Source organism: Micromonospora sp. ATLC16, from assembly GCF_057196645.1.
The window spans coordinates 121,491-144,394 of sequence record NZ_JBXUOW010000001.1 but is presented as its reverse complement, the minus strand read 5'-3'; the positions used below and the strand labels follow the sequence as shown (position 1 = coordinate 144,394).

Sequence of the window (22,904 nt, the reverse complement as noted above, 5' to 3'; positions counted from 1 at the left end):
CTCGGTGGTTGGCGAAATTCACACTATTCACATCCCACCCCGCGCCCTTCGGCGGGGGTGGACCTTGCCTGCTCCGCACCCCTACACGGCGGGCGCGGCCCGGGTCATCGCGTTGATCACCCGGTCCATCGCGTCACCGCCGCGCGGGTCGGTGAGGTTGGCCAGCAGCTTGAGCACGAAGCGCATCAGCGTGGGATGGGGCATCCCGTGCTTGGTCGCCGCCCGCATGATCTCCGGACGGCCGATCAGCTTCACGAAGATCCCGCCCAGCCGGTAGTAGCCGCCGAACCGGGAGCTCAGCTCCTGCGGGTACGCCATCAAGGCCCGCTCCCGCTCGGCGCCGGCCGGCCGGGCGAGCGCCTGGACCGCGACCTCCGCGGCCAGTTCGCCGGACTCCATCGCGTACGCGATGCCCTCGCCGTTGAAGGGGTTGACCATGCCGCCGGAGTCGCCGACGAGCAGGACTCCCCGGGTGTAGTGCGGCACCCGGTTGAAGCCCATCGGCAGCGCGGCGCCGAGGATCGAGCCCTCGGCGTTGGCATCGTCGGCCATCCCCCACTCCGGCGGCGTGTTGGCCAGCCAGTCGGTGAGCAGCCGCCGGTAGTTCGTCTTGCCGAACGCCGAGGACGAGTTGAGGATGCCGAGCCCGGCGTTCACCCGGCCGTCACCGAGGCCGAAGATCCAGCCGTACCCGGGCAGCAGTTCGTTGGTGCCCTTGGTCCGCAACTCCAGCCAGGACTCCAGGTAGTCGTCGTCGTGGCGGGCCTCGGAGCGGTAGTAGCGCCGGACGGCGACACCGATCGGGCGGTCCTCTCGCTTGGCCAGCCCGAGGGCGAGTGGGAACCGGCCCGAGACGCCGTCCGCGGCCACCACCAGCGGAGCGTGGAAGGTGACGGGTGCCCTGTCCGGCCCGTCCTCGCCCTGCACCCCGATCACCCGGCCGTCGCCGTCGAGCACCGGGCCGATGACGTTCACGCTGGTCCGCAGCTTGGCTCCGGCGGACACCGCGCGCTGGGCGAGCAGGTCGTCGAAGTCGAGTCGGGTGCGCACCAGGCCGTAGTTCGGGAAGCTGGCCAGATCCGGCCAGTCCAGTTCCAGCCGGACACCGCCGCCGATCACCCGCAGGCCACGGTTGTGCAGCCAGCCGGCCTCGGGGGAGGTGTCCACCCCCATCCGGATCAACTGCCGCACCGCGCGGGGGGTCAGCCCGTCGCCGCAGACCTTCTCCCGGGGGAACTCGGTCTTCTCGAGCAGCAGCACTCGTACGCCGTGCCGAGCCAGGTGGTACGCGGTCGCCGAACCACCGGGACCGGCGCCCACGACGATCACATCGGCGTCGTTCTCCACCGCAGTCATTAGCGCCTCCTCCCCGCCTGCTCGTGAAATGCTTCACAAGCCAGCCGGGACGAGTCTATGACCGGCACCGTAAGCTCGCCTTGTTAGGTCGGCCTAACCTGCTGGACGCAGGGAAGGGCCCCGGTCACCGGAGCCGGAGCCCTGCCGCCATCTGTCAATCAGCTCTCGCGACGCGGCACTCAGGTGCGTGCCGATGCGGCGCTGTCCAGGCTGGCGCGGATGGTCTCCGGCAGTTGCTCACGCAAGGTACCGCCGGCGGCCCGGTCCAGGGCCGCGAGCACCTCGGTCACCACCTGGCGGACGTCGGCGGGATCCGCCCCGGCCAGGCCCCGGAGCTGCTCCACCAGCTCCGCGGCATCCCCGATGGCCACATTCTTCGGATCCGTCATGTGGGCCAGCTTAAGCCGCAAAGACGACATAATCGCCTTATTTGCCTAAATGGCGTATTACCGCCTAGAGGGTATGGACGCCGGGTGAGCCGCGCTCACCTGCGGACCGCGCGGTGCAGGGCCACCACGCCGCCGGTCAGGTTGCGCCACGCCACCCGTTCCCAACCCGCGGCGGCCACCCGCGCTGCCAGCGCCGACTGGTCCGGCCAGGCCCGGATCGACTCGGCGAGATAGACGTACGCGTCAGGGTTGCTGGAGACCGTCCGGGCCACGGCCGGCAGGGAACGCATCAGGTAGGACAGGTACACGGTGCGGAACGCGGGATTGACCGGGGTGCTGAACTCGCAGATCACCAGCCGGCCGCCCGGCCGGGTCACCCGGGCCAGTTCCGCCAGCGCGGCGTCGGTGTCGTTGACGTTGCGCAACGCGAAGGAGATGGTCACCGCGTCGAAGCTGGCGTCGGCGAAGGGCAGCCGCAGCGCGTCTCCGGCCAGCAGCGGCACCTGCGGGCGGGTGCGCTTGCCGGCGTACAGCATGCCGAGGGACAGGTCGGCACCGATCGCGTACGCCCCGGACTGGGCGAGCTCCTCGGTGGAGACGCCGGTGCCGGCACCCACATCCAGCACCCGGTCACCCGGCCGCAGGTCGAGCGCGGCGCGGGTCGCCCGTCGCCAGGACCGGTCCTGACCGAACGACAGGACGGTGTTGGTCAGGTCGTAACGGGCCGCGACACCGTCGAACATCGCGGCGACCTCGTGCGGCTGCTTGTCCAGACTGGCGCGCTGGCCCTGCGGGGTACGGCTCACCCCTTCACTCTGCCAGCCCGGCGAGCGGCGGCCCGCCCAGGGTCGAGCGACACAGTGAGGGCGGGATGGTCACCCACCCCGCCCTCACTGCCGTGCGTTATGTGAACGGCCCACGCGGGCCGATAGAGGACGAAGCTCAGTCGTCCGTCTTCTCGTCACCCGGGGTCACCAGGACCACCCGGCGACGGCGGGCAACCAGGAACATGGCCACACCGGCGGCCAGCACAGCCGCGCCGACGCCACCGATCAGGCCGACCTGCGCACCGGTGACCGGCAGGCCGGGGCCGTCACCGTCGCCACCACCGGAGCCGCCCTCGGCGGCCACGACCACCGCGAAGTCGTCGGTGTTGTCGCTCGGGTCGACGTCGTTGACCGCGACGCCCGTGGCGTTCTCCGGCAGGGCCGACGTGGCGGCGGACCGGAGGATGCTGGGGGCCTCCTGCACCGACAGCGAGTCGATGGTGACCTTGCCACCGGTGAGGCTGCTCGGCTGCACACCGTCGGCGACCTTCACCAGGTTGTAGAAGCGGGCACCGGAGTAGAGGTCGTCACCGTCGGTGTCCTGCGCTGCCGGGATGAGGACGGCCTTGTCGTACTCGCAGGTCAGCGAGGTCATCGCGGCGTTGTAGGTGCAGTCCGGCTCCTTCTCCGCGAAGGTCGCGCCCTCGGGCAGCTGCACCTCGATGCGCAGACCGCGGGCGGCCTGGTCACCCTGGTTGAAGGCGCCGTAGATGAGCTGACCGGTGTTGCCCGCGTACAGGTCGCCGACCTCGGTGAACGTGCCACCCTCGACCTTGACGGCCTTACGGACATCGTCGGCGACGACGGTCAGGTCCGGCCCGGTGCCCTCGACCTTGACGTCCACGGTCACCACGTTGTCGGACTCGTCCGGGTCCGGGCCGCCGTGCAGGATCACCGCGGTGATGGAGCCGGCCGGGCCGACCTCGGCGCCCTTGCGGGTCAACGGGAAGAACCAGTCGACGTCCTCGCCGGCGCGGATGGTGTCACCCTCGATGCCACAGAGGATCCAGCCGTCCTCGCGCGGGTTGCAGCCACTCTCGTCGATGTCGACGAGGTCGGTCTTCAGCTTGCTGATGTCGAGGGCGACGAGCACGTCCTTGGCGTCGACCTTGCTCTTGTTCAGCAGCGAGACGCTGGCGTCCTTGCCCGGCGCACCGACCGCGATCGTGGTGCCGGTCGCCTTGATGGCAAGGTCCGCGCTGTCGTCCGCCAGAGCCGGGGCGGCGAAGGCGCCGGCCGCGAGGACGCCGGCGGCACCGGCACCCAGGTACGCGGCAGCCCGGTTACGGAAAATCATCAGAGGTGTCTCCCCCGTGGGGTGAATGAAACGTACGGGCGGGGACGTTAGCGGTCAACGATCACCCGCGCCACCCTGCTTCACACCCGCCACAAGCTGCTCAGCTAATGGCCAATTAAGGATTGTCCGGATTGATGGGTCTTGCTACCTGGCCACACCCGAGCCCATGGCCGGAGCGGCCCAACGCTTCGAACCGGATGGATGATCCACCCGAGCCGTTCGGCTGACAACCGATCGCACCACCACAGTGACCCATAGTGATCTCTCGTCCGCTGCTGCCGCACCCACCCACGACGCCGTCCGTCCCCACGAGGTCCCGGGATGCCGGAACTCGCGGTGTTCGGCCGACCGGAAGGGCCACCATGCCGCAACTCGCGGCCTACCGCGGCCCCGGAAGGGCCACCATGCCGAAACTCGCGCTTGCGGCGGCGAGGTCAGGCGGTCCAGGCACCGATCGGCGTCGCTTTCGACTTGTCGAGATTGGGCGTCGGTCAGCTCGCCTCGACCAGGGGCAGCGATCGGCCGGCACCGCCGCCGGGCAGAGCGATAGACGAGAAGTGCGAGACCACCCGGTCGTCGCTCGGGTCGTCGGCGGGCGTGTGGTGCACAGCCAGTCTGTTGTAGAGCGTGTCGCGCTGGGCCGGGATCCGGCCGGCGGAACGGATCATCCCGATCAGCTCGTGCAGGTTGGACCGGTGCCGCGCACCCGCCGAGGAGATGACGTTCTCCTCCAGCATGATCGACCCGAGGTCGTCGACACCCATGTGCAGCGCCAGCTGGCCGACGTCCTTGCCGGTGGTCAGCCAGGACGCCTGCAGGTGCGGCACGGTCTCGAAGAACAGCCGGGCCACCGCCACCAGCCGCAGGTACTCCAGGGTCGTCGCCTGGGTGCGGCCCTTGAGGTGGTTGTTCTCCGGCTGGTACGTCCACGGGATGAAGGCCCGGAAGCCCTGCGTACGATCCTGCACCTCGCGGATCATCCGCAGGTGCTCGATCCGCTCGGCGGCCGTCTCGCCGGTCCCCATCATCATCGTCGCGGTCGACTCGACGCCCTGCCGGTGCGCCAACTCCATGACCTCCAGCCAGCGCTCGCCCGACTCCTTCAGCGGCGCGATCGCCGTGCGGGGCCGCTGCGGCAGCATCTCGGCGCCGGCCCCGGCGATCGAGTCGAGCCCCGCGGCCTTGATCCGGGCGATGGCCTCGTCCAGGCTCACCCCGGAGACCTTCGCCATGTGCAGGATCTCGCTCGGCCCGATCGAGTGGATCGCGAGCTGCGGGTACGCCTTCTTGACCGAGGAGAACAGCTCCTCGTAGTACTCCACGCCGTAGTCCGGGTGGTGGCCGCCCTGGAGCATGACCTGGGTGGCGCCCAGCTCGACCGCCTCGCCGCAGCGACGCAGGATCTCCTCGGTCGGGTGGGTCCACCCTTCCTTGTGCTTCGGTGCGCGGTAGAAGGCACAGAACTTGCACGCCGTCACACAGACGTTCGTGTAGTTGATGTTGCGGTCGATCAGGTACGTGACGACGTTGTCCGGGTAGCGCCGCCGACGGACCGCGTCCGCCGCCTCGCCGAGGGCGTGGAAGGGGGCTTCGGTGTAGAGCAGCAGAGCCTCCTCGGGCGTGATCCGCCCGCCGTCGGCGCCGCGCTGCAGGATGTCGTCGATCTCCCGGTTCACCGTCACGCCCCCGAGCGTACGCCGAGCAGCCGATCAGCTCTCAGCGGCGCACTTCACTTGTGATCCATCCCTGTCCGACATGCCGTCCTCCCGCACGGAGGGGCAGAGGTCCGGTGGACGCCGGAGCGATCGCGCGCCCGACTGCCACAAACCGGCCCCAGCAAGAACGAAACGTTCTACGCGTCACGCGTCGTAATCGATGGCGAGGGTGTCGGTGAGCGGGTTGGACTGGCAGGTCAGCACGTAACCGGCGGCCACCTCGTCGGGCTCCAGGGCGTAGTTGCGGGCCATCTCCACCTCACCGGAGACGACCTTGGCCCGGCAGGTCGAGCAGACCCCGCCCTTGCAGGCGTACGGCAGCTCGCCGCGGACCTTCAGTGCCGCGTCCAGCACCCGTTCGTCGCGGCGCATGGTGAAGCTCGACGATCTTCCGTCGAGCGTGATCGTCACGTCGGTACCGCCGGACGCGTCGTCCGTACGGCGCACCGGCTCGGGCGGCGCATCGACGTGGAACAGCTCGGTGTGCACCGCCGACTCGGCGACGCCCCGCGCGGCCAGCACCGCACGGGCGTCCACCACCAGTCCGTACGGGCCGCAGAGGAACCACTCCTCGATCGCCTCGCCGGGCACGATGGTCTCCAGCAGCCGATCCAGCCGCTCCGCGTCGATCCGACCCGACAGCAGCGGCGAATCGCCCTGTTCACGGGAGAGCACATGCACCAGGTGCAGCCGGCTCGGGTGGCGGTCCTTCAGGTCGGCCAGTTCCTCGGCGAACATCACGCTGCCGGCCGTGCGGTTGCCGTACACCAGGGTGAAGGTGCTGGCCGGTTCGACGGCCAGTGCGGTGGCGACCAGCGACAGCACCGGGGTGATGCCCGAGCCGGCGACCACCGCGCCGTAGCGGCGAGCCCGGTCCGGCGTGAAGGCCGTGGTGAAGTGCCCCATCGGCGGCAGCACCTCGATGGTGTCGCCGTGCCGCAGCGCCCCGCAGGCGTAGCCGGAGAAGGCGCCGCCCGGAATCTCCCGCACGCCGATCCGCAACCGCCCGTGCCGCGCCAGCTCCGCCGGGGTGGAACAGATCGAGTACGAACGGCGCACGTCCCCGCCGCCGTCACTGTCCGCGGCAACGGCTTCGGCCGGCAGGCGTACGGTCAGGTGCTGGCCGGCACCGAACGCGAAGGTCTCGCGCAGTTCCTCCGGCACCGCGAAGGTGATCGCGACGGCATCGACGGTGAGCCGGTCCACGGCGACGACGGGCAGCGGATGGAACACCGGACGGCGGCGGACCGGGCGGGTGATGGTGACAGTCACAGGGCCTTCACCTGGTCGAAGGGTTCGGAGCAGGAGCGGCAGCGCCACAGCGCCTTGCACGCGGTGGAGCCGAAGCGGCTGAGCTGCTCGGTCTCCGGCGAGCCGCAGCGTGGGCAGCGCACCGTCAGGGTGAGCGGAACGACGCCGTCGCGCCGGACCGGGGCGGGTGGGGCGATGCCGGCGGCGGCCAGCTTGGCCCGCCCGGCGTCGCTGATCCAGTCGGTGCTCCAGGCCGGGCTGTGCACCGTACGCACCTCGGCGTCCGGATGACCGGCGGCGGCCAACGCGCGCCGGATGTCGGCGCGGATGACGTCCATCGCCGGGCAGCCGGTGTAGGTGGGGGTGATCGTCACCACCACCCGACCGGTGACCTGGTCCTCCAACACCGAGCGGAGGATGCCGAGATCGTCGATGGTGACCTCCCGGATCTCCGGGTCCACCACCGCCGCCACCGCCTCCCGTGCCCGGCTCATCGGCTCACCAGCGGGCCCCGGGGTGGGCGCGGTGCAGCACCTGCATCTCCGCGAGCAGGTACGACAGGTGTTCGGTGTGCACGCCGTCGCGCCCACCGGCCGGCGTCCAGGCGACCTCGGGGACGGCGAGGGTCGCGTCGGCGAGCACGGCGGTCACGGTGTCGTCGAACTCGGACCGCAGGGTCGCCGGGTCGACCGGCGCGTCCGGCCATGTGGTGAACAACTCGTCGGCGTACGGCCAGATCTCGTCCACACCGGCCTGCATCCGCCGGTGTGACTCCTCCGTCCCGTCGCCGAGCCGCCGCACCCACAGCGCGGCGTGGTCCAGGTGGTACGCGGACTCCTTGCGGGCCTTGCCGCCGATGGCGGCCAACCGCTCGTCCGGGCAGCCGGCCAGGGCGGTGTAGAGCGGCACCTGGTAGGCCGCCAGCACGAGCAGTTTCGCCATGGTCACCGCGAAGTCACCGTTGGGCAGCTCGACCAGCAGGCAGTTGCGGAACTCCCGGTCGTCGCGCAGGTACGCCAACGCGTCCTCGTCCCGGCCGGCGCCCTCCAGCTCACCCGCGTACGACAGCAGGAGGCGGGCGGCACCGAGCTGGTCCAGGGCGATGTTGGACAGCGCGATGTCCTCCTCCATCTCCGGTGCCTGGGTGCTCCACTCGGCCAGCCGTTGCGCCGCGATGAGCGCGTCGTCGCCGAGGGAGAGGGCGAAGGAGAGCACGTCGCTCACAGGTGCGCCACCCCGTCCGGCACCTCGTAGAAGGTGGGATGGCGGTAGACCTTGTCGGCGGCCGGGTCGAAGAAGGCGTCCTTCTCGTCGGGGCTGGACGCGGTGATGGCGCTCGCCGGCACCACCCAGATCGACACCCCCTCCTGGCGTCGGGTGTAGAGGTCACGGGCGTTGCGCAGGGCCAGTTCCGCGTCGGGCGCGTGCAGGCTGCCGACGTGGCTGTGCGCCAGCCCGCGCCGGGCTCGGACGAAGACCTCCCAGAGCGGGGTGTGTTGCCGGCTCACACTGCCACCTTCTCCCTCTCCGCACGCTTGGCGGCGTACGCGGCGGCCGCCTCGCGCACCCAGGCGCCCTCACGGTGGGCGCGGCGCCGGTGCTCGATCCGCTGCCGGTTGCACGGCCCGTCGCCCTTGATCACCTGCATCAGCTCGTCGTAATCCGGCTGGGTGAAGTCGTGCGCCTGGCGCTCGTCGTTCCAGCGTAGCTCCGGGTCGGGAATGTGGAGCCCGAGCGCCTCGGCCTGACCGACGCACATGTCCACGAAGCGCTGGCGCAGCTCGTCGTTGGAGAACCGCTTGATCTTCCAGGCCATCGACTGGGCGGAGTGGGTGGAGTCGCCGTCGGGCGGGCCGAACATGGCCAGTGACGGATACCACCAGCGGTCCACGGAGTCCTGGGCCATCGCCCTCTGCGCCGGGGTGCCGTGCGCCAGGGTGTGCAGGATCTCGTAGCCCTGGCGCTGGTGGAACGACTCCTCCTTGCAGACCCGGATCATGGCACGGGCGTACGGGCCGTAGGAGCAGCGGCACAGCGGCACCTGGTTGACGATCGCGGCACCGTCCACCAGCCAGCCGATCGCTCCGACGTCGGCCCAGCTCAGGGTGGGGTAGTTGAAGATCGAGCTGTACTTCTGCCGGCCGTTGAGCAGCAGGTCGACCAGCTCGTCCCGGCTGATGCCGAGGGTCTCGGCGGCGGCGTAGAGGTAGAGGCCGTGGCCGGCCTCGTCCTGCACCTTTGCCAGCAGGATCGCCTTGCGCTTGAGCGACGGTGCGCGGCTGATCCAGTTGCCCTCCGGCTGCATGCCGATGATCTCGGAGTGGGCGTGCTGCGCGATCTGCCGGATCAACGTCCGTCGGTACGCCTCCGGCATCCAGTCGCGGGGTTCGATCTTCTGATCGGCGTCGACGACCTCGGCGAAGTAGGCGGCCAGGTCGCGGCCCGGCTCGGCGGCGCCACGGTCACGTGCCGCGGCCGCGCGCAACGCCGCCTCCGCCGCCTCGACCTCACCGAGCAGCCCGCCGGGCGGGTCCTCGCCCGGGAAGTCATTGCCATACATGCCCCCAGTGTTACAGCTAAGGGTTGAATAAGCCAGAGGGTGTCATACAAATTCGGGGCCACCCTCCGTCACCTCCCGATCGCCATCGGTGGCGCGGGAAACTATGAGCTGGGTCACGAATCAGCGACAATTCCTCGCAAGGACCGCGTAGCGGTTCGTTTTTCTCACCCTCACGGCGAGTCGCCAGGGTTCGAGTCCTGGCATTGCGCCGATCCGCACGTAGACTTCCCGTCACACCGATCGGCTGACGACGATCGCCAGATCAGGCCACTTCCCCCGGCCCAGGCGATCCGCACCGGTCAGTCCTGGCAACAAGCCGGTCCCCCGGCCCCGACATCTGGAGCTCGCCCGCTCATGCGATCCAGCGTGACCATGGTGTTCGCCGCGACGGCGATACTGCTCGGCGGCGTCATGCTGGTGCCGACCGCCTACGCCCGGCTCTCCGCCAGCGAGGCGGAGGCCAGCCCGGAGAGCGTCGCCGCGCCCACACCCGCGCCACCGCCGCCGCCGACCCTGGCCGCCGGCAAGGTCTCGGTGAACTTCACGGGTGAATTCTTCTCCTGGGCACTGCTCGACCGGGAGACCGACCAGCTCGCCGGCTCCAAAAACATGGCCGCGACCAACTCGACCGAGTCGATGCTCAAGACCTGGATCGTCGCCGACTACCTGCGTCAACTCGGCGACAAGAAGCCGCCGACGTGGATGAAGAAGGCGGCCAGCGCGGCCATCCGGGACAGCAGCGACAAGGGGGCGAACATGGTCTACGCCGCCGCAGGTGGTTCCTACCGTGCGTCCTCGAACGGGCAGCCCGGTCCCGTGATCAAGCGGGCGATCAGCCTCTGCGGCCTCACCGACACCAAGCCCGGCAACGTCAAAGGCTACGAGGGCTGGTGGAGTTTCACCCGGATGTCCCCGCGCGACGCGGTACGGCTCGGCGACTGCATCGCCGACGGCACTGCCGCCGGCCCGAAGTGGACCAAGTGGCTGCTCACCGAGATGAGCAAGGTTCGCGGCAGCACCGCCGCCAAGGACCAGAAGCCCTCGGAGGGCGGCGGCCGGTGGGGCATCATCGACGGCCTGCCGGAGTCGATCACCAGCCAGGGACCGGTCAGCATCAAGAACGGCTGGACCTCCCTCGTCTACGACGGCAACTGGCACGTCAACTGCCTGGCCGTGACCGAGAAGTGGAGCCTTGCGGTGATGCTGCGTTACCCCAGGCAGAACGGGCTCGACTACGGGGCGGGCATCTGCGCCAGCGTCGCGAGCCAGTTGGTGACGCCGCAGCCCGGCGGTGCTCTGAAGGTGCCCCAGCAGCCGATCGGGAAGCTCTGATGGCCGGCCGTAGCCGCAACGGCGAGACATCGCCGCTGCGTCTGATCGCCATCGCGGCCGTGCTGATCGGGCTGGTCCTGGTGTCGCTGCGCCTGCTGCCCGGCTCGCCCTTCGAGTCCACCGCCGCCGCCCAGTGGGGTCAGGGTGAGTCACCGGCGGCCCGGGACGGCACCTCAACCGACCGCAGCGTGCGGCCGCCCCCCAGTCCCTCGCCGGAGCCCGAGCCGCTGCCGTTCGAGGCCGAGGAGATCGACCTGGACATCGACGGCTGGTACGCGTGGAGCGTGCTGGACCGCCGCTCGGGGGAGATCATCGGCTCGGACAACATGGCCGAGACCAGCACCACCGCCTCCCTGATCAAGTCCTGGATCGTGGCCGACTACCTGCGCCGTACCGCCAACGCCGGGCAGACCCCGAGCGACGCGAAGCTGGACGACCTGACCCGGATCATCCGGGACAGCGACAACACCCGCACCGAGCAGCTCTACACCCAGATCGGCCGAGCGGCCTCGATCAAGCGGCTGCTGTCCACCTGCGAGCTGACCGACAGCAAGGTGTCGAGCGATCTCGGCTGGAGCCGTACCGAACTCTCCCCCCGGGACACCGCCCGCCTGGGCAACTGCATCGCCGAGGGCACGGCCGCCGGCCCGAAGTGGACCAAGTGGCTACTCGGCGAGATGCGCCAGGTACGCGGTGCCGGTGACTTCGGCATCCGCAAGGCGTTCCCCGACGCCGAGGCGAAGAAGATCGCCATCAAGAACGGCTGGGTCGACCGCACCCGCGAGCAGGAGATCCACGTCAACTGCCTGGCGATCGGCGACACCTGGACGATGGGCGTGATGCTCCAGTACCCGATCAACAAGGGCTACGAGTACGGCATGAAGAACTGCGAGAAGATCACCGAGGCGCTGCTCACCACCAGCCCGTGAGCCTGCCGCACCCGCGGGTCAGCGGGTGAAGAAGGTGGGGCCGGTGGGGGGTAGTGGCGGGGTTTCACCGTGGGCGGCGGTGAGGCGGGCGAACTCGCGGATGCCGGCGATCTGGCGCTCACCGAGCGAGAAGTCCAGGGTACGGAAGTAGTCGGCGAGCGTGCTCGCGTCGAACGGCTCCCACCGGGCCGCCGACTCGGCGACCTGGTCCAACTCGGCCAGGCACAGGTCACGCGACCGCAGGAACGCCTCGTGCACCTCCTTGACCAACCCGGGATGGGCCGCGGCGAAGTCGCGGCGGACCGCCCAGACGGCGAAGACCATCGGCAGCCCGGTCCACTCCCGCCACGCCTGACCCAGGTCGGTCACGGTCAGCCCCTGCCGGGGTGCCTCGTACATCGCCCGCAGCGCCACATCGCCGATCAACACCGCGGCGTCGGCCTCCAACAGCATCTGGGTCAGGTCCGGCGGGCACCGAAAGTACTCCGGGTCGACCCCGTACCGCTCGCGCAGCAGCAACTGGGCGAGCAGCACCCCGGTCCTTGAGGTGGAGCCAAGCGCCACCCGTGCGTCGTCGAGGTCGGCCAGCGGCCGGGTGCTCACCAGGTTGACCGACAGCACCGGCCCGTCGCTGCCCACGGCCAGGTCGGGCAGGAGCAGCAACTCGTCGGCGTGCTTCAGGTACTCGACGAAGGTGATCGGCCCGATGTCCAGGTCACCGGCGACGAGTTGGGCGCTGAGCCGGTCCGGCGAGTCCTTGCGCAGGTCGATGTCGAGCAGGGTGCCGGAGCGCATCAGCCCCCAGTAGATGGGCAGGCAGTTGAGGAACTGGATGTGCCCGACGCGGGGGCGGGCAAGGCGCTCGACCATGCCCCGACCGTATCCCCGCCGCCCCTGACCTGCTCAGCCGGACGGCGCGGAAGTGGCCAACCCCGCACCCGCCGGCCCCGTCTGCGCAGGGCCCGCCGGTGGGAGTTGCCGGACGCGGGAGCGTTCGGTCCGGACCGCTCGGCGGACCGGTCCCACGAAGCCGAGCAGCACCAGCAGCCCGGCCACCCCACATCCGACGATCAGCGGGCGCGGTTCGGTCGCCTCCAGCAGCACGCCACCGACCAGATAACCGACCATCGCCGCGCCCTGCACCGCGGCACCCACGGCGGCGAAGGCCCGCCCGCGGGCCGCCTCGGGTACCCGCCGCGCCACCACCACGTTGTGGAAGACGTTGTCGCCGCCGTTGCAGAGGCCGCCGAGCAGCCAGAGCGGCACCAGCAGTGCAGCCGTGGGGACCGTCACCGAGAGCAGCACCGCCACGCAGCAGCCGCCGAGCAGCAGCAGGCCGCCCTGGACCAGGGCGCCGTCGTCGGTGAGCCGCCTGACCACCCGGGCGAAGATCCAGGCACCGCCGAGCACACCGAGCGTCCAGGCCCCGGTCACCAGTCCGTACACGGAGGCCGAGGCACCGAGGGTTTCGCGTACGTAGAAGACGTCGATGACGTTGATCGCGCCGATGGCCGCGATCACGCCGGCCAGGGTCGCCACCATCGCTACCAGCAGCGGGTCCTGCCGTAGGCGCCAGCCGCCAACCGGCCCGGCGTCGCGGTCCACGACCGCCGCGCCACTGGTCACCGTCAACTGCCGCCTGCCGCCTCGGCGGGTACGCACGAGCAGGCCGGCGACGACGAGCGGCAGATAAACGAGTGCGGCGATCAACAGGGGTACCCGGGCACCGAAGCCTCCCACCAGGAACCCGGCCACGGCCGGCCCGGTCAGCACACCGAGCGTGCCGGCGGTCTGGTTGAGTGCGGTGGCCTTGGGCAGATCCGAGGGAAGCACCATGGCGGGCACCAGTGCGGCCAGCCCCGGCTGGGCGACTGCCAGGCCGCTGGCGAGCAGCGCGACCAGCCCCACGACCAGCAACGGATGGTCGACGTACGCCAGCGCCAGGCAGATCACCGACTGGGCCAGTCCGGCTCCGACCAGCAGCATCCGGCTGTCCACCCGATCGGCGAGCCGACCGGTCAGCGGGGCGAGCACCACGAGCGGCAGCGTCGCCGCCAGCAGCATCCCCGCGACGGCACGGCCACCCGCGCCGGACGACTGGAGGGCCAGCGTCAGCGTGGTCGCCGCGAGGAACTGCCCGCAGGTGGCGAAGCCACGGGCGGCGGTGGCCAGGGCGACGTCGGCCCAACGCGACCCGCCAGATGTGAAGGACATACTTCGAAAGTAATGCTTCACATCTGGTTGGCGCAAGTACGTTCAGGCCAGCGGCAGCGCCCGGTACTGGACGGCGACCCGACGGGCCCCCGGCGGTGGATCGGTCCGGGTGCGTATGCGGTACGGCCGAAGCAGGGCGGTCACGGCCTCGTTCACCTCCGCCAGCTCCTCGGCGGTGAGCAGCAACAATGACTCGCTGAGAATCGCGCTGCGATACCACTCCTCGGACTCGTCCGGAGCCCGGCGCAGCCAGTCCCGGCTACGCTCCAGCTCCCGGGCCAGGAAAACTTCGACCAGGGTCTGCTCGGCGTCGCGTACCGACGGGTCGGCGTCCCGACCGGCGTCGATTCCCCACGACAGGATCGCGGCACGCCACAGCCGCTCGCGGGCGTCCCCCCGGCTCGGCGCCTGCTCCACCAGGCCGAACCTGGCCAGTGCCCGCAGGTGGTAACTGGTCGCGCTCGGCGACAGGCCCACCACCTCGGCGCACTCGGTGGCGGTCACCGCGCCCTCGGTCGTCGCCAAATGTTCCATGATCGCGAGCCGGGCGGGGTGAGCGAGCGCCCGCAGCGTCTGCGGGTCGCTGATCGTCACCCGGGGCGGCTCGGAGTGCGCCTGCGTCATGTCCCCATGATCCCCCGCCGGACCGAAAACCGGTTGTCCCCGGCAGTCCCGGGAGTAGGCTGTTCGTTCCGCCCGACGGCCGCGGTGAGTAGCACCGCAGCGGACGTCCCCGCGCCGACCCACGAGTCGGAAACGCGAGCGGCAGCCTTCTTCCCGTGTCGAGGAGTCCGTGGATGAGCCTGCACGCCCGAGAAATCCCCCAACCACCCGCACTTGACGACGAACTTGCCGCCGAACGGGCGCACCTGACCCGCTCGCGGGCGGCGCTGCACCGGATGCGGGAACGCGCCGAGGCGCTCTTCGCCACCGGCGACAAGGTGGCCGGGGACGCGTACACCGCCGAGCAGCTCGGCCGGCACCTTGCCCGGCGGGTCGCCGAACTGGCCGATGACCCGCGCACCCCGCTCTTCTTCGGCCGGCTCGACTTCGGCGACGCGGATGCCGAACACGCCGGCCGCCGCTACCACGTCGGCCGCCGGCACGTCACCGACGAGCAGGGCGAACCGTTGGTGCTGGACTGGCGGGCGCCGGTCTCGCGCGCGTTCTACCGGGCCAGCGCCCGCGATCCGCAGGGCCTGGCGGTACGCCGCCGGTTCGGTTTCAACGACGGAAAGCTGACCAGCTTCGAGGACGAGCACCTCGACCGGGGCGAGGAACTCGGCACGGCCAGCCGGATCCTCACCGCCGAGATCGAACGACCCCGGGTCGGGCCGATGCGCGACATCGTCGCCACCATCCAGCCCGAGCAGGACGAACTCGTCCGGGCCGACCTGGCCGACTCGATCTGCGTGCAGGGCGCCCCGGGCACCGGCAAGACCGCCGTCGGGCTGCACCGGGCGGCGTACCTGCTCTACCTCTACCGGGAGCGGCTGCGACGGTCGAAGGTGCTGGTCGTGGGGCCGAACCGGGCCTTCCTCGGCTACATCGCGGCGGTGCTGCCCGCGCTCGGTGAGGTCGAGGTGGAGCAGGCCACCGTGGAGGACCTGGTCGACCGGGTGCCGGTACGCGCGGTGGATCCACCGGTGGTGGCCACGCTCAAGCACGACCCGCGGATGGCCGAGGTGCTGCGCCGGGCCGTCGACGCGTACGTCGGCGAGCCGGCGGAACCGGTGCTCGTCTCCGACGGCTCGTTCCGCTGGCGGATCGGGCTGGAGCCGCTGCACCGGCTGGTCCAGGACACCCGCGCGGAGCGCCTGCCGTACGCCGTCGGGCGGGACCGGGTCCGGGCCCGGGTGGTCGGACTGCTGCAACGGCAGGCCGAAACGCGGCGCGCGGAGTCGCCGAGCGACGCGTGGCTGCGCCGGATGAGCCGGTCGAATCCGGTCGCCGCATTCCTGGACGCCGTGTGGCCCGCGCTCACGCCGGACGGCCTGCTGCACGCGCTCTACACCGACCCGGACCGGCTCGCCCAGGCCGCCGACGGCCTGCTCGGTGCCGACGAGCAGCGGCTGCTGACCAGCGCCGGGTCCGGCCGTCCCACCACCGGGACCGGGTGGGGAAGAACAGCGAAGGCGACCCGGTGGACGGCCGCCGACGCGGTGCTGATCGACGAGGCGGCCGGCCTGCTGGAACGCCCGGCCGGCTACGGGCATGTGGTGGTGGACGAGGCCCAGGACCTCTCCCCGATGCAGTGCCGGGTCATCGCCCGACGCAGTGAGCACGGCTCGCTCACGCTCCTCGGCGACCTGGCCCAGGCCACCGCGCCGTGGGCGGCCAGCGACTGGCGGGACAGCCTGCGCCACCTGGGCAAGCCGGACGCGACGGTGGTGCCGTTGACCATCGGGTTCCGGGTGCCCGCCGCCGTGCTGGCTTTCGCCAACCGGCTGCTTCCGGCGCTGGCCGTCGACGTGCCGCCGGCCGAGTCCCTGCGCAGCGACGGCACGCTTGCGGTGCGTACCGTCAGCGATCTCGCCGCCGCGACGGTGGCCGAGGTGCGGACGGCGCTCACGTTCGAGGGGTCGATCGCCGTGATCGCCGTCGACGACACCGTGGACGGGCTGCGGGCGGCGCTGGCCGAGGCGGCAATCGAGACCGCGACCGCCGACGGTCCGGCCACCGAGGCGCGCGTCACGGTGATGCCCGCGACCCTAGTCAAGGGCCTGGAGTACGACCACGTCATCGCGGTCGAACCGGCCGCCATCGCGACCGCCGAGCCACGCGGCCTGAACCGGCTGTACGTGGTGCTCACCCGGGCGGTGTCCCGGCTGTCCGTGCTGCACGCCACGCCGCTACCCGCACCGCTCGGCTGACTCCCGACCGCACGGGACCGGGTCGCCGGTTCAGTTGACGTTCCCCCGGTTTCCACCCCGAACGACGGCGTACCGGTGCCACCATGCCGAGAAGGGCGGCCGACCGGTGGTCGCCGCAGGTCGGGAGGGGTGGCCGTGGTCAGCGTCGTACCGGGTACGCCCTGTTGGGCCGACCTGGCGACGCCGGGACTCGACGCGGCCCGGCGGTTCTATCCGGAACTGTTCGGCTGGACCGGCCGGGTCGACCCCGAGCCGGAGTCGGGCGGGTACACGGTCTTCCTGCTCGACGGGCGGGCGGTGGCCGGGGCGGGCCCACCGGCCGTACCGGACCAGGTGCCGATCTGGTCGACATACCTGGCCACCGACGATGCCGATCTGGTCGCCGGCCGGGTGGAACGGGCCGGTGGACAGGTGGTGGTGCCGCCGTTCGAGGTCTTCGACCGGGGTCGGATGGCGGTCTTCACCGATCCCGCCGGGGCCGCGTTCAGCGTCTGGCAGCCGATGACCTTCGCCGGGGCCGAGGTGTTCGACGTGCCCGGTGCGATGAGCTGGACCGAACTGGTGACCCCCGATCCGGACGGGGCACGGATCTTCTACGAGTTGGTCTTCGGTTGGCAGCCGGAGGAGGAGCCGATGGGCCAGGTCGCCTACACGGGGTGGCGGCTCGGCGACCGCTTGGTGGCGGGCATGATGCCGCCGCTGAGCGGCGAGTTCCCGGCCGACTCGCCGGCCTACTGGACGCTGTACTTCTCGGTCGTCGACGCGGACGCCACCGCAGCCCGCGCCGCCGAACTCGGGGGCACCATCCTGGTCCCCCCGCGTGACGTCCCCGCCGGCCGCCTCACCGCCCTCCGCGACCCCCACGGCGCCCTCTTCTCCCTCATCGCACTCACTCCCTGACCCGCCCGCCCACCTCTGCCCGTCGATCATGCAGTTGTGGTTGTCGCTTCGTTAGTCTTCGCGGCTTTTGTCAGGTGGGACAACTGCATGATCGGCGCGGGTGGGGCGGGTGGGGAGGACGAGGGGGCCGTGGGGTCCGGGGATGACGCGGACGTGGGCGCGGTAGTGGCGGGCCAGCAGGTCCTCGGTGAGCACCTCGTCGGGAGTGCCGGAGGCGACGATGCGGCCGCCGGCCAGCAGGACCATGCGGTCGGCGTACTCACCGGCGATGGACAGGTCGTGCATGGTGGCCAGCACCGTCAGGCCGTGCGTCCGACGTAGCTGGTCGACCAGTTCGAGAACCTCCTGCTGATGGCCGATGTCGAGGGCACTGGTGGGCTCGTCCAGCAGCAGCAGAGTGGCGCCCTGGGCCAGCGCCCGGGCCAGGAAGACCCGCTGCCGTTCACCGCCCGAGAGGGTGGCCAGCTCCCGGGCGTGGAAGCCGGCGAGGTCCAGCCGGTCGAGCACCTCGTGCACCACGGCCAGGTCGGCGGCGGACTCCCGGCCCAACGGCGGGATGTACGGGTTACGACCGAGCAGCACGTAGTCCAGCACCGCCATGCCGGACGGTACGACCGGCGACTGGGCGACCGTGGCCACCACCCGGGCGCGTTCCCGGCGGCGCAGCTCGCCCAGTGGCGTACCGAAGAGCCGGACGGCGTCCGGCGCGGGGAGCAGGCCGCCGACGGCGCGCAGCAACGTCGACTTGCCCGCGCCGTTGGGACCGATCACCGTCACCCACTCGCCGGTGGCGACAGTCAGGTCGACGCCCGCGAGGATCGGCGTACCGTCCAGGCTGATCCGCAAACCGCGCAGGTCGACGGCGAGCGCGGTCGACGAGCCGGTCATGTCAGCACCCGCCGGGCCGAGCGCAGCACCACCACGAAGAACGGCCCACCCAGCAGCGCGGTGACCACCCCGATCGGGATCTCCTGCGGTGCGGCGGCGGTGCGCGCCACCACGTCGGTCAGCGCCAGGAAGGCCCCACCGAACAGCAACGACAGCGGCAGGATCACCCGGTAGCTCGACCCGGCGAGCATCCGTACGGTGTGCGGCACGATGATGCCGACGAAACCGATCAGGCCGGAGGCGGAGACGGCGGCGGCGGTGCCCAGCGAGGCGGCGGCGATCAGCAGGTACCGGGACCGCTGCGGATGCAGGCCGAGGCTGGCCGCCTCGTCGTCGCCGACCGAGAGCACGTCCAACTCCCGCCGGTGCAGCAGGATGACCACGCTGGTCAGCAGGAAGTACGGCAGCACCAGCCGGACGTCCTGCCAGCCCGCGGTGGCCAGCCGCCCGAGCAGCCAGGAGTACACCTGCTGGATGCTTTCCGCGTGTCGTTGCAGCAGGTACGTCTGCCCGGCGCTGAGGAACGCGGAGACGGCCACCCCGGCCAGGATCAGGGTCGCCGGGGAGCGGCTACGTCCACCGGCGGCACCGAGCAGGTAGGTCATCGCCACCGCGCCGAGGGAGCCGACGAAGGCGGCCAGCGGGATGGTGTCCGGCAGCCCGCTCAACGCTCCGCCCACGCCGACGCCCAGGGTCAGCACCACGGTGACCGCGAGCCCGGCCCCGGCCGCGACGCCGAGCAGGTAGGGGTCGGCCAGCGGGTTGCGGAACACCCCCTGGTAGGCGCCGCCGGCCAGGGCGAGCAGCCCGCCGACCAGCAGACCCAGCACCGCCCGGGGCAGTCGAAGCTCGGTGATGATGGCGATCTCCCGCTCGGTCAGCCCGCTGTCCAGGCGTACCCCGGGCAGCAGGTTGAGCAGTTCGATCGCGACGCTGCCGGGCGGCAGGCTGACCGGGCCGAGCGAGACCCCGGCCACCAGGGCGACGAGCACGGCGAGCACCCCGGCCGCGAGCCAACGTTTCCGCAGGCCCGCCGGCCGGGGCGGGGTGGCCGCCCCGACCGGCGTGCCGAGTCGGCCACGCTTCAGCACGTCGTGCACGATCCGTTCAGCGCTCGACGGTCAGCGTCACTCGGCGGCCTTGGCGGTGGCGTCCACGATGGCCCGCAGCAGGTCCACCACGCGCGGTCCCCACCGGGAGGCGATGTCGTCGTCGAGTTCCACGACCTGGTCCTTCTGCACCGCGCTGAGCGACGCCCAGCCGCTCCGGGCCTTGACCTTGTCGGCGGTCTGACCGGCCTGCCGCACGTCGCCGAGGAAGATGAAGTCCGGGTCGGCGTCGATGATCACTTCCTGGGACAGCTGCGGGTAGCCGCCGTTCTTTCCGTCGGCGTCGGCCGCGTCGGCGATGTTCTCCAGCCCGGCGAGGCTGTAGATCGAACCGATGAAGGTCTTGCTGGTGGCGGTGTACAGCTCCGGGCCCAGCTCGTGGAAGTAGGTGGGCGCCTCGGCCCGCTGCGGCACCTCGGCCGCGATCTTCGTGATGTCGTCCTTCATCCGCTGGACCACGTCGGCCGCCGCGTCGGTGTTGCCGGTGAGCGTGCCCAGCTCGGTGAGCTGCCGATACGAGTCGTCGAGGGTCTGCGCCGCCGGAGCCTGGTGAACGGGGATCTTGAGCTTGGTGAGCTGGTCGACGATCTTGTTGCGGTCGTTGCTGAGCACCACCAGGTCGGGGTCCTTCGCGGCGATCGCCTCGGCGTTCGGCTGGTAGCCGGACAGATCCGTCTTCGGTGCGTCCGCCGGGAAGTTGGACTGGTCGTCGACCGCGGTGACCTGCGGGCCGGCACCGATCGCGAAGAGCATCTCGGTGGCCGTCGCCGACAGCGAGACGATCTTTTCGGGCCGCTGTTCCAGGGTCAGCGACCCGACGGTCACGGGGAAGGTGGCGGCGCTCGGGCTGCCGCTGGCGGCGGGGGTGTCGGTGGTCTTCTCGGCGCAGGCGCCGAGCGCGAGCGCGGCCACCGCCAGGCTGGCGGCGAAGACTGCGGGGGTACGTCTGAACATCGGTCCTCCTGTCGGTCGAGGATGTGCTGCTTCGCCGACAGGGAGCCGGGGCACCCGTCCGCGAGGCGCCCTTCCTCGAGAGCGCGGATCGCGACCGCGCCCCAGGCGACCTGGCTCGTCCCCGCGAACGGGGCATCACAGTTGCGGGACAGCGCCGGTGTCGCACCGGCTTCGCTGGAACGGGTCGCTAAGACCGTAGCGCACGTCGCGTCAGCGCCCCGCTGAGCAGGCCGGTCGCGCTGCCGGAGGCCCGGCGGTGAGCTGCCGGGAGAACCCGGTCTGCCCGTTTGGTCCCTGGACGGGGCCCCGCGCGAGGGGGATGGCGGGGCCCCGTTCAGCTCAGGAGGAGGTAATGGTGACGTTGTCCACAGCCGCCTCGACGAGGCTGGCGGTCGAGGCGTCCGCGGCCTCCACCAGAATCCGAATCGACTGGCCGGCGTACGGGGTGAGGTTGAGGCTCGACACCGTCCAGGCACCGTTGCGGTTGCTGGCCGCGCCGGACTGGGTGAGCAGCGCCGTGGTGCCGCCGTTGTGCACCACGCTGACCCGGAAGTAGTCCGCCGACGACGCGTTCGAGCCGTGGGCGAGATACCAGGCCAGCGAGAGCGTCAACGTGCCGCTGGACGGCAGTGCGACAGCCGGCGATCGGGCACTTGTCACCCCACTGTCGATGTCGTAGGCACCCGCGCCGCTGCCGGCGAGCCCGCCGGTCACCAGGTCGTTGCTGCCCGCGTACGGGGTGAGTTGCTTGGCTCCGCTGGAGTTGGTGGCCTGCGCGGCGCCCCGCTCCCACTGCCCGGTGGTCGCGGTGTCGGTGCCGTTGGGGTTGGTCGTCCAGCCGGTCGCGGTCTCGAAGGTGTCCGACCAGACCGTGGTCCCCCCGCCACCGCTGCCGCAGTACTCGGCCTGCTTGCCGATGGCCCGGTAGGGGCAGTCGGCGTACTCGGAAAGCATCAGCACCGCCTCGCGGTTACGCGAGGTCTGCTGCGGGATGACCTCGTCGGGCGGGTAGAAGCCGCCGCCGGAGGCCGAGCCCGGATACAGCTCGAAGGTGTACGCCCAGATGCCGTGCTCGGCCCACATCCAGTCGATGCTGCTGCCGTCGGTGATGTACAGGTCGCTGGACTGCTGCGGGGTGAAGCCGTTCGTCGCCGCCATCTGCTGACCGATGGTGGCGAAGGTGTTGTACTGGTCGGCGCTCATTCCCGGGGCGGTGTTGTTGTACGTGTAGCCGTACGGCCAGAGCACCAGCTCGGAGTAGGTGTGGAAGTCGATGTTGGCCTTGATCTGCTGCACCCCGCCGACAACCCGGCTGTTGACGAAGTTGCGCAGCGCCTGCGTCTCGGGCGCGGAGAACGCCGACGGACCCCGGTAGGTGTCCGAGGAGGTGGAGCCGGACGAGCCGCCGCAGCACCCGAAGTTGTAGCTCCAGTTCCGGTTCAGGTCGGTGCCGACGTACGACGATCCGCTGTTGGGTTGGCGGTTCTTGCGCCACGACCGGTAGGAGCCGGTGGCGATGTCGTACTCGCTGCCGTCCGGGTTGACCGAGGGCACCACCCAGATCTCCCGGCCGTTGACCAGGCTGGTGATCCGCGAGTCGGAGCCGTAGTTGTCGGTGAAGAGGTTGAGCAGGTAGATCGCCATCTCGACGGTCAGGTGCTCGCGGGCGTGCTGCTGCGCGTTGAACAGGATTTCCGGCTCGTTCTCGTCGGTGGCGACGTTGTCGGAGATCTTCACCGCGACCAGGTCACGACCCTCGTACGAGCTACCGATGCTGATCTTTCGCGCGATCGTCGGGTGATCGGCGACCACCTTGTTCACCGCCGCGATCATCTCCGGGTAGTCGTGGTAGTTGGAGTCGGCCGACGGGAAGCCGAGGACACCGACGTCGCCGTCGGCCTGTCCCCGGTCGGTTGGCAGCGCGGCGACCGCCTCCAGCCGGAACCCCAGCCGGGTGATGGCGGCGGCCTCGGCCCGGGTGGCCGAGACGTGCAGCACGCCGTGCTCGGAGTAGTCGATGGCGGCACCCGTACGGGCCACCGCGTTGCGGTCGGCGAGGGTCTTCGGGCCGAGCACCCGGTAGGGCACGGCGGCCGGTTGTTGGTCCCGGTCGGGCGCCGGTTCGGCGGAGACCGGTGGCGCGGCGACGATGAGCAGGCCGAGCCCGGCGGCAACGATGAGCGCCAGGGCACGACGGACGGGGATGGAACGGAAGGCCATGGACAACCTCCTGGAGGCGCGGGGATCCCCCGCTCGGTAGCGGACAGCCCACCACCTGTCACATGGTCATATCAATATTAATCGTTGTTG

Annotated in this window: 21 protein-coding genes and 1 riboswitch; of the genes, 4 read left to right on the top strand and 17 right to left on the bottom strand. The window is 70.9% G+C overall.

The annotated features are described in order from the left end of the window. Positions 1-81: 81 nt before the first annotated feature. From AC2CHE_RS00715 to paaA, 10 genes are all read right to left on the bottom strand, one after another. Positions 82-1,356, bottom strand: a complete 1,275-nt coding sequence (locus tag AC2CHE_RS00715) for a geranylgeranyl reductase family protein (protein WP_484502911.1) — start codon at positions 1,354-1,356, stop codon at positions 82-84. Positions 1,357-1,535: 179 nt separating this feature from the next. After that, the gene (locus tag AC2CHE_RS00710; protein WP_484502910.1) at positions 1,536-1,745 is read right to left on the bottom strand and encodes a hypothetical protein; all 210 of its coding nucleotides are present in this window, start codon (positions 1,743-1,745) and stop codon (positions 1,536-1,538) included. 95 nt (positions 1,746-1,840) lie between these two features. Beyond that, a complete protein-coding gene (locus tag AC2CHE_RS00705; protein WP_484502909.1) occupies positions 1,841-2,551 on the bottom strand; it encodes a demethylmenaquinone methyltransferase in 711 nt (236 codons plus the stop codon). A 136-nt stretch (positions 2,552-2,687) separates the two neighbouring features. Further along, positions 2,688-3,869 carry an LPXTG cell wall anchor domain-containing protein gene (locus AC2CHE_RS00700; RefSeq protein WP_484502908.1) on the bottom strand — a complete coding sequence of 394 codons (1,182 nt, stop codon included), beginning with the start codon at positions 3,867-3,869 and terminating at the stop codon, positions 2,688-2,690. 491 nt (positions 3,870-4,360) lie between these two features. After that, positions 4,361-5,551, bottom strand: coding sequence for a cyclic dehypoxanthinyl futalosine synthase (gene mqnC, locus AC2CHE_RS00695; protein WP_484502907.1), 1,191 nt, complete (start codon positions 5,549-5,551; stop codon positions 4,361-4,363). Positions 5,552-5,728: 177 nt separating this feature from the next. Next, the gene (gene paaE / locus AC2CHE_RS00690; RefSeq protein ID WP_484502906.1) at positions 5,729-6,856 is read right to left on the bottom strand and encodes a 1,2-phenylacetyl-CoA epoxidase subunit PaaE; all 1,128 of its coding nucleotides are present in this window, start codon (positions 6,854-6,856) and stop codon (positions 5,729-5,731) included. After that, positions 6,853-7,329, bottom strand: coding sequence for a 1,2-phenylacetyl-CoA epoxidase subunit PaaD (paaD, locus tag AC2CHE_RS00685; protein WP_484502905.1), 477 nt, complete (start codon positions 7,327-7,329; stop codon positions 6,853-6,855). Before paaD ends, paaE begins: the two co-directional genes overlap by 4 nt. 4 nt (positions 7,330-7,333) lie before the next feature. Then, positions 7,334-8,059, bottom strand: coding sequence for a 1,2-phenylacetyl-CoA epoxidase subunit PaaC (gene paaC / locus AC2CHE_RS00680; RefSeq protein WP_484502904.1), 726 nt, complete (start codon positions 8,057-8,059; stop codon positions 7,334-7,336). Beyond that, entirely contained in the window at positions 8,056-8,343 is a 288-nt protein-coding gene (gene paaB / locus AC2CHE_RS00675; protein WP_484502903.1) for a 1,2-phenylacetyl-CoA epoxidase subunit PaaB, read from the bottom strand. Before paaB ends, paaC begins: the two co-directional genes overlap by 4 nt. After that, the gene (gene paaA, locus AC2CHE_RS00670; protein WP_484502902.1) at positions 8,340-9,395 is read right to left on the bottom strand and encodes a 1,2-phenylacetyl-CoA epoxidase subunit PaaA; all 1,056 of its coding nucleotides are present in this window, start codon (positions 9,393-9,395) and stop codon (positions 8,340-8,342) included. Before paaA ends, paaB begins: the two co-directional genes overlap by 4 nt. 354 nt (positions 9,396-9,749) lie before the next feature. Between paaA and AC2CHE_RS00665 the strand changes: the two genes are divergently transcribed. Together AC2CHE_RS00665 and AC2CHE_RS00660 are read left to right on the top strand one after the other, a co-directional pair. Further along, positions 9,750-10,727: a hypothetical protein gene (locus tag AC2CHE_RS00665; protein ID WP_484502901.1), complete on the top strand. Its 978-nt coding sequence runs from the start codon at positions 9,750-9,752 to the stop codon at positions 10,725-10,727. Next, a complete protein-coding gene (locus tag AC2CHE_RS00660) occupies positions 10,727-11,656 on the top strand; it encodes a serine hydrolase (RefSeq protein WP_484502900.1) in 930 nt (309 codons plus the stop codon). The genes AC2CHE_RS00665 and AC2CHE_RS00660 overlap by 1 nt, the downstream gene beginning before the upstream one ends. 18 nt (positions 11,657-11,674) lie before the next feature. Here the strand turns inward: AC2CHE_RS00660 and AC2CHE_RS00655 are convergent, their stop codons facing one another. Genes AC2CHE_RS00655 through AC2CHE_RS00645 form a run of 3 tightly spaced genes read right to left on the bottom strand, consistent with a single transcriptional unit; the run spans position 11,675 to position 14,494 of the window. Then, positions 11,675-12,526: a menaquinone biosynthetic enzyme MqnA/MqnD family protein gene (locus tag AC2CHE_RS00655; RefSeq protein ID WP_484502899.1), complete on the bottom strand. Its 852-nt coding sequence runs from the start codon at positions 12,524-12,526 to the stop codon at positions 11,675-11,677. Positions 12,527-12,559: 33 nt separating this feature from the next. Further along, positions 12,560-13,870, bottom strand: a complete 1,311-nt coding sequence (locus AC2CHE_RS00650; RefSeq protein ID WP_484502898.1) for an MFS transporter — start codon at positions 13,868-13,870, stop codon at positions 12,560-12,562. A gap of 42 nt (positions 13,871-13,912) precedes the next feature. Then, positions 13,913-14,494 carry an ArsR/SmtB family transcription factor gene (locus AC2CHE_RS00645; RefSeq protein ID WP_484502897.1) on the bottom strand — a complete coding sequence of 194 codons (582 nt, stop codon included), beginning with the start codon at positions 14,492-14,494 and terminating at the stop codon, positions 13,913-13,915. Positions 14,495-14,667: 173 nt separating this feature from the next. Between AC2CHE_RS00645 and AC2CHE_RS00640 the strand changes: the two genes are divergently transcribed. Then, positions 14,668-16,743, top strand: a complete 2,076-nt coding sequence (locus AC2CHE_RS00640) for a HelD family protein (protein WP_484502896.1) — start codon at positions 14,668-14,670, stop codon at positions 16,741-16,743. Positions 16,744-16,878: 135 nt separating this feature from the next. After that, entirely contained in the window at positions 16,879-17,643 is a 765-nt protein-coding gene (locus AC2CHE_RS00635) for a VOC family protein (protein WP_484502895.1), read from the top strand. A gap of 51 nt (positions 17,644-17,694) precedes the next feature. Here the strand turns inward: AC2CHE_RS00635 and AC2CHE_RS00630 are convergent, their stop codons facing one another. From AC2CHE_RS00630 to AC2CHE_RS00615, 4 genes are all read right to left on the bottom strand, one after another. Continuing rightward, complete coding sequence (locus AC2CHE_RS00630; RefSeq protein WP_484502894.1) at positions 17,695-18,531, bottom strand: ABC transporter ATP-binding protein; 837 nt, start codon at positions 18,529-18,531, stop codon at positions 17,695-17,697. Next, complete coding sequence (locus tag AC2CHE_RS00625; RefSeq protein WP_484503024.1) at positions 18,528-19,619, bottom strand: FecCD family ABC transporter permease; 1,092 nt, start codon at positions 19,617-19,619, stop codon at positions 18,528-18,530. Before AC2CHE_RS00625 ends, AC2CHE_RS00630 begins: the two co-directional genes overlap by 4 nt. A 39-nt stretch (positions 19,620-19,658) precedes the next feature. Then, entirely contained in the window at positions 19,659-20,594 is a 936-nt protein-coding gene (locus AC2CHE_RS00620; protein ID WP_484502893.1) for an ABC transporter substrate-binding protein, read from the bottom strand. Positions 20,595-20,703: 109 nt separating this feature from the next. Then, positions 20,704-20,764, bottom strand: a riboswitch (cobalamin riboswitch). 169 nt (positions 20,765-20,933) lie between these two features. After that, positions 20,934-22,814 carry a M14 family metallopeptidase gene (locus AC2CHE_RS00615; RefSeq protein ID WP_484502892.1) on the bottom strand — a complete coding sequence of 627 codons (1,881 nt, stop codon included), beginning with the start codon at positions 22,812-22,814 and terminating at the stop codon, positions 20,934-20,936. Positions 22,815-22,904: the final 90 nt, after the last annotated feature.

What these genes read in the sequence shown, in the direction of transcription:
- AC2CHE_RS00715 (WP_484502911.1), bottom strand. Translation starts at nt 1,356, where the DNA reads ATGACTGCGGTGGAGAACGACGCCGATGTGATCGTCGTGGGCGCCGGT.
- AC2CHE_RS00710 (WP_484502910.1), bottom strand. Translation starts at nt 1,745, where the DNA reads ATGACGGATCCGAAGAATGTGGCCATCGGGGATGCCGCGGAGCTGGTG.
- AC2CHE_RS00700 (WP_484502908.1), bottom strand. Translation starts at nt 3,869, where the DNA reads ATGATTTTCCGTAACCGGGCTGCCGCGTACCTGGGTGCCGGTGCCGCC.
- paaD (WP_484502905.1), bottom strand. Translation starts at nt 7,329, where the DNA reads ATGAGCCGGGCACGGGAGGCGGTGGCGGCGGTGGTGGACCCGGAGATC.
- paaA (WP_484502902.1), bottom strand. Translation starts at nt 9,395, where the DNA reads ATGTATGGCAATGACTTCCCGGGCGAGGACCCGCCCGGCGGGCTGCTC.
- AC2CHE_RS00665 (WP_484502901.1), top strand. Translation starts at nt 9,750, where the DNA reads ATGCGATCCAGCGTGACCATGGTGTTCGCCGCGACGGCGATACTGCTC.
- AC2CHE_RS00660 (WP_484502900.1), top strand. Translation starts at nt 10,727, where the DNA reads ATGGCCGGCCGTAGCCGCAACGGCGAGACATCGCCGCTGCGTCTGATC.
- AC2CHE_RS00655 (WP_484502899.1), bottom strand. Translation starts at nt 12,526, where the DNA reads ATGGTCGAGCGCCTTGCCCGCCCCCGCGTCGGGCACATCCAGTTCCTC.
- AC2CHE_RS00650 (WP_484502898.1), bottom strand. Translation starts at nt 13,870, where the DNA reads ATGTCCTTCACATCTGGCGGGTCGCGTTGGGCCGACGTCGCCCTGGCC.
- AC2CHE_RS00645 (WP_484502897.1), bottom strand. Translation starts at nt 14,494, where the DNA reads ATGACGCAGGCGCACTCCGAGCCGCCCCGGGTGACGATCAGCGACCCG.
- AC2CHE_RS00640 (WP_484502896.1), top strand. Translation starts at nt 14,668, where the DNA reads ATGAGCCTGCACGCCCGAGAAATCCCCCAACCACCCGCACTTGACGAC.
- AC2CHE_RS00630 (WP_484502894.1), bottom strand. Translation starts at nt 18,531, where the DNA reads ATGACCGGCTCGTCGACCGCGCTCGCCGTCGACCTGCGCGGTTTGCGG.
- AC2CHE_RS00620 (WP_484502893.1), bottom strand. Translation starts at nt 20,594, where the DNA reads ATGTTCAGACGTACCCCCGCAGTCTTCGCCGCCAGCCTGGCGGTGGCC.
- AC2CHE_RS00615 (WP_484502892.1), bottom strand. Translation starts at nt 22,814, where the DNA reads ATGGCCTTCCGTTCCATCCCCGTCCGTCGTGCCCTGGCGCTCATCGTT.